Source organism: Nostoc sp. (genome assembly GCF_036917455.1).
Classification (GTDB): domain Bacteria; phylum Cyanobacteriota; class Cyanobacteriia; order Cyanobacteriales; family Nostocaceae; genus Nostoc.
Genome location: NZ_JBALDK010000158.1, coordinates 1 through 13999, shown reverse-complemented (window position 1 = coordinate 13999; position 13999 = coordinate 1). Strand labels below are relative to the sequence as shown.

The 13999-nt window shown below is 41.1% G+C and carries 10 protein-coding genes; 5 read left to right on the top strand and 5 right to left on the bottom strand.

The genetic code is table 11. From position 1 onward, the window contains the following. The first annotated feature begins 1018 nt into the window (after positions 1-1018). Complete coding sequence (locus V7K42_RS17040; RefSeq protein WP_334918056.1) at positions 1019-5254, top strand: PAS domain S-box protein; 4236 nt, start codon at positions 1019-1021, stop codon at positions 5252-5254. Further along, complete coding sequence (locus V7K42_RS17035) at positions 5251-6219, top strand: PleD family two-component system response regulator (protein WP_334918054.1); 969 nt, start codon at positions 5251-5253, stop codon at positions 6217-6219. Before V7K42_RS17040 ends, V7K42_RS17035 begins: the two co-directional genes overlap by 4 nt. A gap of 11 nt (positions 6220-6230) precedes the next feature. Here the strand turns inward: V7K42_RS17035 and V7K42_RS17030 are convergent, their stop codons facing one another. Next, positions 6231-6674, bottom strand: a complete 444-nt coding sequence (locus tag V7K42_RS17030; RefSeq protein ID WP_334918052.1) for an ImmA/IrrE family metallo-endopeptidase — start codon at positions 6672-6674, stop codon at positions 6231-6233. A gap of 98 nt (positions 6675-6772) precedes the next feature. Further along, positions 6773-7909, bottom strand: a complete 1137-nt coding sequence (locus tag V7K42_RS17025) for a cob(I)yrinic acid a,c-diamide adenosyltransferase (RefSeq protein ID WP_334918050.1) — start codon at positions 7907-7909, stop codon at positions 6773-6775. A 235-nt stretch (positions 7910-8144) separates the two neighbouring features. Here V7K42_RS17025 and fraC point away from each other — a divergent pair, with 235 nt between their 5' ends. The 3 genes from fraC (at position 8145) to V7K42_RS17010 (ending at position 10622) form a co-directional block, all read left to right on the top strand. Continuing rightward, positions 8145-8684 carry a filament integrity protein FraC gene (gene fraC, locus V7K42_RS17020; protein WP_334918048.1) on the top strand — a complete coding sequence of 180 codons (540 nt, stop codon included), beginning with the start codon at positions 8145-8147 and terminating at the stop codon, positions 8682-8684. A gap of 61 nt (positions 8685-8745) precedes the next feature. Then, positions 8746-9753: a septal junction protein FraD gene (fraD, locus tag V7K42_RS17015; RefSeq protein WP_334918046.1), complete on the top strand. Its 1008-nt coding sequence runs from the start codon at positions 8746-8748 to the stop codon at positions 9751-9753. 89 nt (positions 9754-9842) lie between these two features. Further along, positions 9843-10622, top strand: coding sequence for an ABC transporter permease (locus V7K42_RS17010; protein WP_334918044.1), 780 nt, complete (start codon positions 9843-9845; stop codon positions 10620-10622). 105 nt (positions 10623-10727) lie between these two features. Here V7K42_RS17010 and V7K42_RS17005 read toward each other — a convergent pair whose 3' ends face one another. The 3 genes from V7K42_RS17005 to V7K42_RS16995 all read right to left on the bottom strand — a co-directional run. Further along, positions 10728-11384, bottom strand: a complete 657-nt coding sequence (locus V7K42_RS17005; RefSeq protein WP_334918042.1) for a pentapeptide repeat-containing protein — start codon at positions 11382-11384, stop codon at positions 10728-10730. 358 nt (positions 11385-11742) lie between these two features. Next, entirely contained in the window at positions 11743-13575 is a 1833-nt protein-coding gene (locus V7K42_RS17000) for a ShlB/FhaC/HecB family hemolysin secretion/activation protein (protein WP_334918041.1), read from the bottom strand. A 242-nt stretch (positions 13576-13817) separates the two neighbouring features. Beyond that, on the bottom strand, positions 13818-13999 hold a 182-nt coding region (locus tag V7K42_RS16995; protein WP_334918040.1), incomplete at its 5' end, for a hypothetical protein.

The window sequence follows — 13999 nt, the reverse complement described above, 5'->3', positions numbered from 1 at the left end:
AATTGACATAATATATAAACTCTTACTTATGAATACTATTGTATTTACAATATTATTTCTTATGTTTACTTATTTTGTCAGATATAAGTTTTTATTTATAATAACTATTCTGTTTACATAATGATTTAATAGCGGGCATCTTTTCATTGGTATCAAGTTAAGAAAAATAGAAACTTGTCAAGTGACTAAAGCTCAGTAGTTAAACTCAACACAAGGGTGTTGAAAATAGCCATGAGTGAGCCACGGAAAAAACAAGAAAATCCAGACTTTCTCTACCAGTGATAGCAGCGATAGTACTGAGTTTAGTGTACATAAAAATACATTATTTAACAACAGATGTGCTGTGCTGCCTAGAAATGGAGATGCAAATATATGCTACATGGATTTTCTATGCTGTCCTCAATGATTTGTGTGCTGATGTCGCTGTGGGGTGGGAGCAATGCGATTTTGTGAGCAGGGGGAGCAAGGGATGCAGGGGAGGCAGGGGAAGAGAAAGAAATAAGTGTAGAAGCAGTCTGTTTCGGTAGTAAAAAATACTAAAAATGCCTCTTTACTCCCCCTGCTCCCCCTGCTCCCCCTGCCTCCCCTGCCTATTTCACCAGGATCTCACTTTTTCGCGTTGCTCCCGATGGGGTTCTCTATTTTTGATTTATGCAAGAGGTCTAATGTGTAGGCGTAGCCCTTCAAAGACATTGCTTAAAACTCTAGATGGCAATTCACCCTTCACTTCAAAATTATGGATGTTACCAACGAGCATATTGTCAAGCTAATTTTAAGGGTTTATAGTAAACACTAAAGTGCTTACTATAAACTAATTTCAATATTTTTATATTACTTAAATTACTTCGATTTATTCTTGTCTATTTAGTTAAATAGAACCAGAAGTTATTAATTTTTTTTACCAACCAATATTATATATTAAAAAACTTCCGTAATTGCCCCCTTGCCATTGATATTTCAGATTACTTAAAAGTAAAAGCTAGCACAATAAACCCTAAAAGTGCTGGAGGCTTAAAAAATGGTCAAACAGCACCGATATGACTGGTTAAAAGTTGTGATATTTTTCCGCAAACGAAAATTACTAGCTCTGTTGCTAGGGATTCTCTTCTCAATGTCTGTAGTCCTACTCTGGCAGAGACTTTTCATCCAAACTCCGGGATTGTTAACACAAGTAGTATTGATAGGAGGTTTATTGCTTGTTGTTACACTGATATTATCAATATGTTTTGCTCTAACTATGAAAGCAAGTAACCAGCATATAACAGCAATAAATCAGGAGTTAACTCAGAGGATTTTTAAACAGAAAGAGGTAGAAATTGATCTGCGCGGTAGTGAAAACCGTCTGCGACGATTACTCGAAACTGTCAAGGTTATCCCTTGGGAATTAGACTTGAAAACTTGGCAATTTACTTACGTTGGACCGCAAGCAGTAAACTTGTTAAATTATGCGATCGCAGAATGGTACGAAGAAAACTTTTGGATCGATCATATACATCCAGATGACAAGGAAAAGTCCATTCGTTTTTGCCGAGAAGCAACTGCTAGGTGCGAGAATTACGAATTGGAGTACCGGATGTTAGCAGCCGATGGGCGAGTTGTCTGGCTGCGAGACGTTGTTAGCGTAGTTGAGGAAGCAGGAACTCCTACGATGTTGAGGGGGTTTATGTTTGACATTACTGATTTAAAGCAGGTTGAAGAAACCTTGAGACTCAGGGAAAGGGCACTTGCTGCTACCAGTAATGGAATTATTATTGCCGATGCTAGACTTGCCTGCAATCCAGTTATTTACGTCAACTATGCCTTTGAGCAAATAACAGGCTACAGTGCTAATGAAGTGATTGGGCAAAACTGTCGATTTTTGCAACGCACAGATAGCCAGCAATCAGCACTCAATGAACTACGCTTATCTATTCAAGCTGGAACAAGTTGCAAAGTCATTCTCCGCAACTATCGAAAAGATGGTAATTTGTTCTGGAATGAATTGAGTATTTCTCCTATCCATGACGAAAATGGCAACTTAAGCCACTTTATTGGAATTCAGACAGATATTAGCCACCGCAAGCAAGCCGAAGCCAGTCTGCGTCGGCAAGCCCTCACTTTTGAAAATATGCATGATGGCGTAATTATCACAGATTTAACCGGAAATATTATTGACTGGAATCCTGCTGCCGAAAGCATGTTTGGTTATACCAAAGTCGAGATTTTGGCTAAACATATCAGTATTTTGCATCAGCCGGAACTAGCCGCAATATTAAGCACCAAAATCCTCCAAACAATCAACCAGCAAGGACGCTGGTCAGGGGAAATACACTTTATTCGTAAAGATGGCAGTGAGGGAATTTGCGAAACAACCATAATCTCTTTACAGGATGAACAAGGAGAAACTGTGGCCACGGTTGGCATAAATCACGATATTACCGAAAACAAACGAGCAAAAGAAGCACTGCAACGGCAATTGCATCGAACCCTACTCCTTGAGCAAATTACTCAGGAAATTCGTCAAAGTCTTGATAGCAGCAAAATCTTTGAGACGGCTGCTACCCAAATTGGACAAGCATTTGGAGTTGAACGCTGTCTGATTCATTCTTACATTAGCGACCCCACACCCGGAATTCCCTTAGTAGCAGAGTATAATATACTTCCCGGTTACTGCTCCATGTTGAAATTGGCAGTTCCTATGACCAATAATCCTCATGTTGAGCAGATGATGGCGCAAGAAATGGCGATCGCTTCTCCAAATGTCTACGTCGATCCTTTACTCCAGGGAGTTGAACCTACCTGCCGAGAAATTGGACTCAAGTCTATGCTGTCAATCCGCACCTCCTATCAAGGAGAACCGAATGGTGCGATCGGCTTACATCAGTGCAGCTATTTTCGCCAGTGGACACAAGACGAAATCGAATTACTAGAAGCAGTTGCAGCTCAACTGGGTATTGCTCTAGCACACGCTCACTTACTGGAACAAGAAACGCGCCAACGGGAAGAACTTACTTTGAAAAACTTTGCCTTGGAGCAGGCAAAACGTCAGGCAGAAGCCGCAAATCGGGCAAAAAGTGAGTTTTTAGCGATGATGAGCCACGAAATTCGGACTCCAATGAATGCTGTTATTGGCATGACTGGTCTACTGCTGGATACCGACCTCACGCCCCAACAACAAGAATTTGTGGAAACAGTTCGCAGTAGCGGAGATGCTTTGCTCACCATCATCAACGACATCCTAGATTTCTCTAAAATTGAGTCGGGAAAGCTGGAATTAGAAGAACAGCCTTTTGATTTGAGAGCCTGTGTAGAACAGGCTATTTCTTTATTAGCCCCGAAAGCTGCCCAAAAAGACATTGAACTAGCTTACCTAATCCATCCGCAAGTTCCCACCCAGATTATCGGCGATATGACACGTCTACGCCAAGTCTTAATGAATCTCCTCAACAATGCGATTAAGTTTACTGAACATGGAGAAGTGGTACTATCTGTTGAACTAGGGAATGGAGATCGAGGATTAGGGAAATCGGTGCTGCCTCTGGCAATAAGGGGTAATGGGAATTTGGCTCGAGAAATTTCTTCCCAGTCCCCATCGCCCCTAATCCCCAGAGGGGGCCCCGAGTTCCCCGATCCCCGATCCCCAATACCTCTTGTCCAAGAGCAACTTCTCTACGAAATTCAATTTGCTATCCAAGATACAGGTATTGGCATCACACCAGAGAAAATAGAGCGCTTATTTCACCCCTTCACTCAGGCTGATGTCTCCATGACTCGACGATATGGCGGCACAGGACTAGGACTAGTCATCAGCAAGCGGCTAAGTAAGATGATGGGCGGCACTCTTTGGGTAGAAAGTCAAGGATTTGTTGGTGGCAATCCTAGCCGTAGATGGAAAAGTGGAAAATTATTATCATCTCCTTACCCTTCTCAAGGTTCAACATTCTACTTCACCATTACAGCCCAAGTGCCAGCTGTATCAGAGCAAGGTGAATTTAGTAATTCGCCGATGCAATTTGAAGGAAAGCGCCTGTTGATTGTGGATGACAATCTGACCAACCGCCAAATTATCAGCTTGCAAGCAGAGTCTTGGAAAATGGAAACTTATGCAGCTAAATCTGGTGAAGAAGCTTTAGCTCAACTTGCTCTGGGAACACAGTTTGATATTGCCATTTTAGATGTGCAAATGCCGGAAATGGATGGCATAACCCTAGCTCATCAAATCCGCAAGCAATCTGGTGGACAAAATCTGCCTTTAGTGATTCTGACCTCTTTGGGTAGAGGAGAAACTTTCTCTGACTTTGGTGATGTCCAGTTTGCAGCCTCTTTGACCAAACCTATTAAACAGTCTCAACTCTACGATGTTATTACCCGTGTTTTGGGAAATCAGCCGATTCCAGCCAGTATTTCTCATTTTCCCTTGGTAGATCGGCATTTAGCCCATCTATTGCCACTGCGGATTCTCCTAGCAGAGGATACAGTTGTTAATCAGAAAGTTGCTTTACTGATGTTACAGAAAATGGGTTATGAGGCGGATGTCGTTACCAATGGAGTAGAAGTACTCAAGGCTTTGCAAAAACAGCCTTATGACCTAGTGCTGATGGATATCCACATGCCTGAAATGGATGGGTTAGAAGCATCCCGGAGAATTTGTCAAGAATGGGAAGCGGGTTTTCGCCCCTATATCATTGCAATAACTGCCAATGCGATGCGGGGCGATCGCGAAGTCTGTCTTGCTGCTGGTATGGATGACTACATTAGCAAACCTATTCAGTTTCAAGATTTAGCTCAAGCACTCAGCAAATATCCACATCAAAGAAGTATTGAATTCCCTTCCATAGTCAAACAAGATCGAGTGATGTCCTTAGAATTGCAAACTTCGCAAAATATCCTCAAAGAAGGGCAACATCAGACATTAAAAAACGCCAAAATTGATCTCAGTATTCTGAAATCCTTGCGGGATATGGTCAGAGGAGATAGTGTTGTATTTGCTGAACTGATTGAGTGTTATCTTACGGAGACAGCGAAACTGGTGGAAAATATTAGCACAGCGATCGCAACTCAGGATGCCCAAACTATATGGAAAGCAGCACACAAACTCAAGTCTAGCAGTGGCTTTATCGGAGCGATCGCCTTAGTGCAGCTTTGCAGGGTGTTAGAAGCACAAGGACGCAGCAGTAAATTAGAAAACAGCGTAGAATCACTCTCGCAACTATACCAGGAATATGAACAAGTTAGAACAGCCTTAGAAAAAGAACTTGCGAAGGAAACGCCATGAATGCCACTGCTCAAGAAAGCCAATTTTTAGTTTTAATTGTTGATGATGAACCTTTTATCCGCATGATCCTGCGGCATTTCTTGGAGCGAGAAGGCTATAAAATAGTGGAAGCTCAAAATGGTAGAGAAGCTTTAACTGCTTTTAACCAACAGCACCCTGACATAATACTTCTTGATGCCATAATGCCAGATATGGATGGGTTTGAGTGTTGCACTCAGTTGGAACTTCTTGATTGTAGTAAACACACTCCAGTTTTAATGATTACAGGACTTGAGGATCAAGAGTCAGTCGATCGGGCATTTGCAGTAGGGGCAATGGACTATGTTACCAAACCGATTCACTGGCCAGTTCTGCGACAACGGGTAAAACGCTTGATTGAGCAATCTCAGTTACAGCAAAAACTAGAAACCGTTAATCTGGAATTGCAGCGATTAGTTACTATTGATGGATTAACTCAAGTAGCTAACCGCCGACGGTTTGAAGAGTATCTTGACCAAGAGTGGCAGCGCCTAAAACGGGAGCAACGGCCGCTTTCGCTGATTCTTTGTGATGTTGATTTCTTCAAATTATATAACGATACTTATGGGCATCGGGTAGGCGATCGCTGTCTTCAAGAAATTGCTAAAGCCATTAAAGATATTATTAAGCGTCCCAGCGATCTAGTTGCCCGTTATGGTGGGGAAGAATTTGCTGTGATTTTACCTAACACAGACACCGAGGGGGCGACTCATATTGCCGAGGAAATTTGCCATGCTGTCCGCACACTAGCAATACCTCATCAAAATTCCCAAGTTAGTCCTCATGTAACCATTAGTGTCGGGTTTACGACAGAAATTCCTCAGCTAGATTCTAACTTGGAAGAAATCATTGCCGCAGCAGATCGGGCATTATATCAAGCAAAGGCAGCAGGACGCGATCGCTTTGTGCAAAATATTCTACTACCTAAAAGTAAAAATTCCCGCTAGTGTGCCAGACTTCACACACTTTCTATCTCTTGAAAATGCAAATTCACCTTTAAATCATTCATCCAAGACGGATCGATTAGACGATCGTGTTGCAGCCGACCGACAACAATACCAGGATGAATACCAATACGTTCTGCAAAATCAATCATATCAGTTTCATATTTAAGCTTTGCTAATTCCCCCTTATATTCAAGTGGGATCAAAAATTCCCGCGACCATCGATCTGCTTCGCCCTCCTGCTCCGATTTCAAACTTTCCTCACTATTCCATTCATCAAGAAAAATATTTTCCTTATCATGGAGCAAAATATGTGCTGCTTCATGGAAAAAATTAAACCAGAAGCGGTCATTGGTTTTACCGGAAAGCGAAAGTTGAATCAGTGCCTTATGCAGATTTAACCACCGTGCAACACCACTGACGTGCGCTTTCTTGATTGATGGTACTAAAACAAGCACAACCCCTTCACCTGCTCTATCTCCTTTTAAGGGATGAGGATGATCTATAACTAATTCTGTGACACAAATAGCAGCACGAAGAATAGCTAATGACTAATTTAAAAATCTACCCCTCGTTTAAGTTCTACACCTTGATTTGCATAGTGTTTGTGGCAATAAACCTCTGAATGAACGCTAGCTAAGTCGAAGTATGCCGGCTGATTTTGACAGCGGCCAGTAATGATGATTTCGGTGTCGCGGGGTTTGCGAAGTAAAGCTTGAACAATTGGTTCAACGGGGAGTAATTCTAAATCAACGGTGGGATTTAGTTCATCGAGAATAATAGTTTTATACATTCCAGAGGCGATCGCAACTTTCGCAATTTCCCAACCCCGCTCGGCTTCTACATAGTCTAATTCTTGCCGGGAATTGCGCCAGACAATGGAATCGCCACCACAGCGCTGATGATCCACCACTTCTGGATATGATTGCTGCAAGGCGGCGATCGCTGCGTCTTCTGTGTAGCCAGTACCACCTTTAAGCCACTGCATAATTAACACACGGGTAGACCCTGGATGATTGATTCCCCTACCAATGGCCTGTAAGGCTTTGCCTAATGCACTAGTAGACTTACCTTTACCAGCACCAGTATAAATTTCAATCCCTTCCAGAAAGAGGGCTTTGGCTGTTGGATGGTGATGAGGTTTCATTTCTGAGTGTAAATCTGCAATATCAAGTAACTTTTGCGGTGCAGCGCGTCCGGTAGCAATGATTTCTAACTCTTGGGGTTTGGATTTTAATGTCTTGACTACTTCATCCGCTGGTAGCAAACCCAAATCCAGAACGGGGTTAATTTCATCCAAGACGACAACTGAATATAAACCGCTTGCGATCGCACCTTTGGCTACATCCCAACCCCGCATCGCCTCAGCTTGGTCAAAGGTGGTAATTTCTTCTGGGCCAAAAAATTCGGCTCTCCCAGTGCGAACCTGGTCTATTAAATGGGGAAACCCACGCTGCAAAGCTGCGATCGCGCCATCTTCGTCATAATCACGTTCCGGCCCTTTTAAAAATCGCAGCAGTAAAACCCGGTTAGAATCGCTAGGCGTATTTATCCCCAAGCCAATAGAGCGCAAAACCACCCCCAAAGCAGCTTGAGACTTGCCTTTACCTAGACCATCGTAAACGTGAATTTGACCAATGAGCCGTTCCTGACGCACTTGCGCCGTGCGAATGCCAATACCGTTCCTTGTCATCTATCGAAAAGCTATAAGTTGCAGTCTTTAATCTTACCTAACGTCTTGTAATCTTAGGTAGAGAAACTACTCCGCTAGCACGCCCGTATAAAGTCAAAACTTTTGTATTAAAAATATCAATAAATAGTAGTGGCATCCCAGCATAGTAAAGGACAAGAACAATGTGATAATTTCCCCCATCATCCTCACTATCCCAGTTATACTCTCTACAGTTAAACCTTACCCTTGACTATTTATGCCTGAGAATTGGATGCTTCCGAGGATTTTTCCCATTGGTGGAATTCTGTTTGACTTTTTATTTGTACTGATTGCCATCCCCATCGAAGCGTATATTTTGCACTATCGACTAAAATTTGACAAAAAAACTAGTATTTTTTATGCTATTTCTGTCAATCTTTTTTCTAGTGTAATTGGTTGGTTAATATTTTTTGTATCAGAACCAATGTTGCCAATAGAGGTGAGATCAGAATTAATTAACTATATGTTTTTTAATAACTTTAAGTCATCCAATAGTCAAAGTTTAATAATCTTAACCGCCTTTATAGTTTTCTTTGCAACTTTTGTGATGAAATTTTTCATCTTAAAGGTATTGCTACTATCATTAAATGAGCAAGTTGCGAAAAAAGAAGAGGAAACTCCAACATTTCAACGGCGGCGATGGAGTAGTTTTAACAATCTTAGATTACAAAGTACCAATTTGGTAACGACTATACTAATAGCGAATTCTCTGAGCTATACTGCTATAACTATTATTCTATTGTTTAGAGCAAAATAGCAGGATTTTAATTCATTAAAAGGAAGATAATTGAGTGATTAATTAGGTGTAAGGAGAGAATATGAATACGCTACTTAAAGATGTATTTGGGTTTTTTAAATTTACTGAAGGGCTTTATGCGGGAATTAGAAAATTATTAGTTCCACCCAAAGCTTATTCTTGGCAGACATTTATTTATATGAGTGTCTTTTCTTGGGTGCTTTCATCTTTGGCTACAGGCTATATCAAAGATGTCATTGCCTTTTTCGGTTGGTTATTTTTAATTTCAGGCACAGCTTGGTATACAACTCAAGATCCTTTGAGGGTTCCTGGTACATTTATGCCAGTCGGGGCAGTGATTACTGGATTCTTAGTGAGTGTTTTTGCCTTTGGAAATCAAGAGGAAGTAATTACACCAAGAATAATCGTTTTTTGGCCGACAATTTCGGCACTAATTACGGCAATACCAGAATTTATTGAAGGAACCGACACTGACGCTAAAGCGAGAATTCCTAAGCCCCAAGACCGCCAAAGAATCATAATTTTAGTTGCTAGTAGTATGCTACTAAGTTGCTGGATTCAGTTTTATTTTGTGATGGATCATTGGTTTCAACAATATCCCAGTTTACAGGCAGATACTTTTAAACGTAGTACCTTTGTTGTCAGAACAGAAGAACGATTAAAAATCCCACAAAATGGAGTTGTAATTCTAGAGAAACTTCAACCAATAGTAGAAGAACAAATAGATAAAACATCTTGGTCGGAAGTAGAGAAATGGTTGCTAGATGCAAAACAGCGAGTAGGGACTCTGGGTAGGGGAGTAATTCAAAAAAACCTGGGTAAATATGAAGAGAAGGATTTATGGCGCGTTGAACCGCGTGTAGCTAATACTAAATCTGGATATATATTAGACTTATTAAGTATTTGGAGTGGCCCAAGTTCTAACCCACGGGGCTATTACTTAAGAAAATCTTGTCGAATTGAACCAGTTGCAGTAAGCAGTAATTCAGGGAATAAGATTCCAGTTGCAGAAATTGAATGCGATCGCGCCAGTAGATTAATTCCAGGAGCGCCACCTCCACAACAGTGATAAGTGGGGATTGGGGACTGGGGACTGGGGACTGGGGACTGGGGACTGGAGCAAAAAGAAAGTTCTTCTCTTGTAATGACAAATGACAAATGACTATTAACAGAATTTTTGTACTAGCAAAGAATGTGTTTCAGGAAGTGGTACGCGATCGCATCCTATATATTATTGGTTTTTATGCGCTAATCCTCGCCATTGCCTTCCGCGTCCTTCCTGAATTTGCAGCTACAACTGAAGACAAAATGTTTTTAGACTTCGGGATGGCGGCGATGAATGCCATCGGGCTGATTGTGACGATATTTGTTGGTACGGGACTGGTTAATAAAGAAATTGAAAAACGCACTATTTTGGTGTTAATTGCTAAACCTGTTAGCCGTAGCGAAATTATCATTGGTAAATACTTCGGTTTATCCGCAGTATTAGCTGTACTTGTCGCCACAATGACAGCAATTTATTTGGTATTTCTGCAATTTGGTAACATTCCTCATCCAACAGCGAGCATTCTAATTGCTGCAATTTTCTTATTATTGCAGTTGTCATTAATCACTGCTATAGCTATTACCTTCGGTGTTTTTACTGCTTCCTTGCTAGCAACAATTTTAACCTTTGCGGTATATTTAATCGGAAATATTACTCAATATTTAGTACAACTAGGTCGTCTGAGTCGCAACCCTGGTATGGAAGGTTTAACTCAAGTTTTATTTCTCATCTTGCCAGATTTATCTCGATTAGATTTAAAAAATGATGCAGTTTATGGTCTGCAAGCATTACCTGACACAACTGCACTGATTACAAATGCTGGCTATGGTTTACTTTATAGTGCCCTGTTGTTAGCGATCGCTATTTTTATTTTCTCACAGCGCGAGTTTTAGTAATTGGGGATTGGGGACTGGAGCAAACAGAAAGTTCTTCTCTTCTTGCTAATGACAAATGACAAATGACAAATGACAAATGACAAATGACAAATGACAATATAACTAATAAATCACTATCTGAGGTTGCTTAATTGTGCCATCAGGCATGATAGTATCCTGTAACCTCGCATAAATAAGGTTTGTCTCCCAAAGGTTTGCCTTACTCAAGTTTGCCTTGGTTAAATTTGCCCATGTTAAGTCTGCACCAGTTAAGTTGGCCTCAGTTAAATTAGCTTCTAGTAATTTTGCTCCACATAATTTTGCTCTTGTGAGATTTGTTCTAATTAAGTTAGCTTCAATCAGTGATGCTTCAATTAAATTGGCTTCACTGAGGTCTGCTTCTCTCAAATCCACATCACATAAAGAAGCACCCCAAAGATTACTACTTGTGAATTTCGCCCGCCACAAGAAAGTTCCGCACAAATTTGCTCGTGTTAAATCAGCATTAATCAAACTAGCTTCACACAAAGATGCTTCATACAAATTAGCTTCGCGTAAGCTAGCTTGCAGTAAATTTGCACCACTTAAATTAGCACGAGTCAGAACACAGCCAGACAAATTTGCTCGTGTTAAATCTGCTCCTATGAAGTTAACACCACTTAAATCAATTCCTTTCAGATCGATTTCACTCAAGTCACATCCGCTGAAATCTCGGCGCTGAAAATATTTATTTGTGATTTGACTTAATATAAATTCCTGCTTATCAGCATAATTTTTCATGGTATTCACCTCTGGGTGTAATTTATCTCAAAGGTCGAGTGTAGTAGTTACCGTATATTGAGAGTACACCCCAAATGGAGATTAGCTCGGTAAATAATCAGAAATAAATTTTCCAAAAATCGCCAATCACCTGAAAATGCGCTTTTCAGTGGTTTTTAAAACAAAAAATGCTGACATAGGTCAGGAAAGATTGATAAGTTAAGTGAAGGGAATTTCTGGCTACACAAACTAAGCTCACCGATATTACTGTACTAAGCTGTCGCGCCTACAAGTTGCCTCATAATCTTTTAGGTAAAACCTGTAAACCCTCTCCTCTGCTCCCCTGCTGTCTCAATGTGCAAATTAAAAACACAACAGCTTAAGGTTGATAGCGAAGGCTAAAATAAAAACCGTCATCTTGAGCGTTATTGCCGCGATCGCTCAGATCGATAAATGGAAATCCATAATCGAGCCGCAAAAACAGATTATCAATTCCCATTGCCTGATTCCATAAGAATCCTAAGCCTGCACCCACTAAAAAAGCTTGATCGGGTAGCACGTTAGGGTTGTTAGACTGATTCCAGACGGCTCCCATGTCCAGAAATGGCGCGAGTTGAATTGTAGATAATCCAGATTTATCGCGCTGGACTGTGAACCGATCTTCGATCGCTACTCGAAATCCATTATCCCCAGAGCGGATATTTTGGCGATATCCCCTTACAGACTGTCCACCACCAATAACAAATTGCTGGGAAGGTAAAAGGCTATCTGGTGTTAGCTGCAAGTCTGCTTGGATAAGCAAGAGATGATCGTTGCTGAGTTGCTGGACGCGCTGTATTTGACCCAACCAACTGAAAAAGCGACCATCAGGTATGGGGTCATTGTTGATAGTTGCATCTAATACGTCAATGCCAAAATTAAATTGCGATCGCAAAAACCAAGCTCCTTGAGGTTCGCGCCTAATATAATCTTGACCAAATTTAATTACACTGGTACGGCTCACGCCATTGGCATCAGGGCCAATACCAAAGGGGGTTGCAAGGTTATCGAAGAGAAAAGTTTGACCATCTTGATAGGTAAATCCCAAAGATAAGGCAAATTCTTCTTTGGGCGATCGCACTAAGGGTTGACGATAATTGATTTCATAAAGATCCTGGTTGGCGCGAATGCCAAGCGCATCAAAGGGTGGCTCAGTGATTTCGTTGCGATTAAATGCCGTTCTAATCTGCACTTTGCCATTCATGGCGTTAACGGGAACTTGATAGCTAAAATCAAAGGCATCAGAACCACCAGAAAGGGTGTGATAATAGGAGCCTGCTAACTCATCTCCCATCCCGGTTAAATTGCGATCGCGCAGTTCAATACCCAATCTTTCCGCCCCAATACTCGGAGGCGAATAATTGTCTACACCCAAGCTACCAATTAAAGTTTTTGCTTCTTCAACTCTGACAATGAGAACACTTTGACCAACCTTACCCGTTGGTCGCAGACGCGCTTCCACATTTGTAAATAGAGGATCGAGTCGCAACAGTTTCAGTTGTTCTTCGAGCTTACCACTATTGAGAGGGATACCCGCACCTAGTTGGATGCGACTACGAATATAAGATGGATTTAATCGCCGCGTCCCTTCGATGTTAATCTCTGTCAAACGCCCTTCAATGACTCGAATTACCACCACACCATCGGCGGTACTAGATTGCTGAATATCTGGAACTGCTCTGGAATTGATATAGCCTTTGTTTAAGTAAAGCTGGGTGATAGCATCTGCGGCTTGTCTGATTTCTTCTAAAGTCAAGTCCCGTTCTTCAAAGGGTTTGACTACTGGATTAAAATCATTTTCATTAAACACCGTGCTATCTACAACTTGGATTTTACGAACCCGAATCCGTTGTGGTGTTTCTGGTTGAGGGTTCGATTCGGGTTGATTCGGGGCAGTTACGGATGAAGGTTCTGTTTCCTGTACTATTTGTAACTCTGGCTGACTACTCTTTTGAGTCGAGTCCCGTGTAAAGTTATTTGCTGTAGCTCTAAGTCCATTTACAGTTACAATCCAGACCGCAGGTAGAATTAGCAAGCCGCACTTTAAACTGAAGCTGTACTTATTCCATTTAGTACTTGCCAAAGGCCAAGTGTTTAACTGATGAGAGAAAGAGACAATTCTTTGCTGAGTCGTTGTTTTCGGCTTAATACCAGTTCTTGTGTCTTTTCTCATTTCTCCTCAGTGGGGTGCCTTATTTAACGACTGGGCTGATTTTGGTTTTTGAGTATGCTACGCGTGCATGAATATTTCAATATCATATTTTTGACATCCAGATTTCAGAAGATTTGTAACTAAAAGTATAATTAACACCCTGTACAACCAAGTATAGATATCCAATTAAGGATTGTATGTAAATCACGGAAATCGTCTTTGGCGTTAGTTGTTAACCCTGTTGGCGAAACAATTGATTTTGCCTAACCCCGTTGGTTATAGGTCATGCGAGTAATATTGCCATCTTCGTCCTTAATCGTTAACAGAAAATACTCATTTGTTATTTCGGCATACTCATTTGTTATTTCGGCATACTCATTTGTTATTTCGGCATACTCATTTGTTATTTCGGCATACTCATTTGTTATTTCGGCATACTCATTTG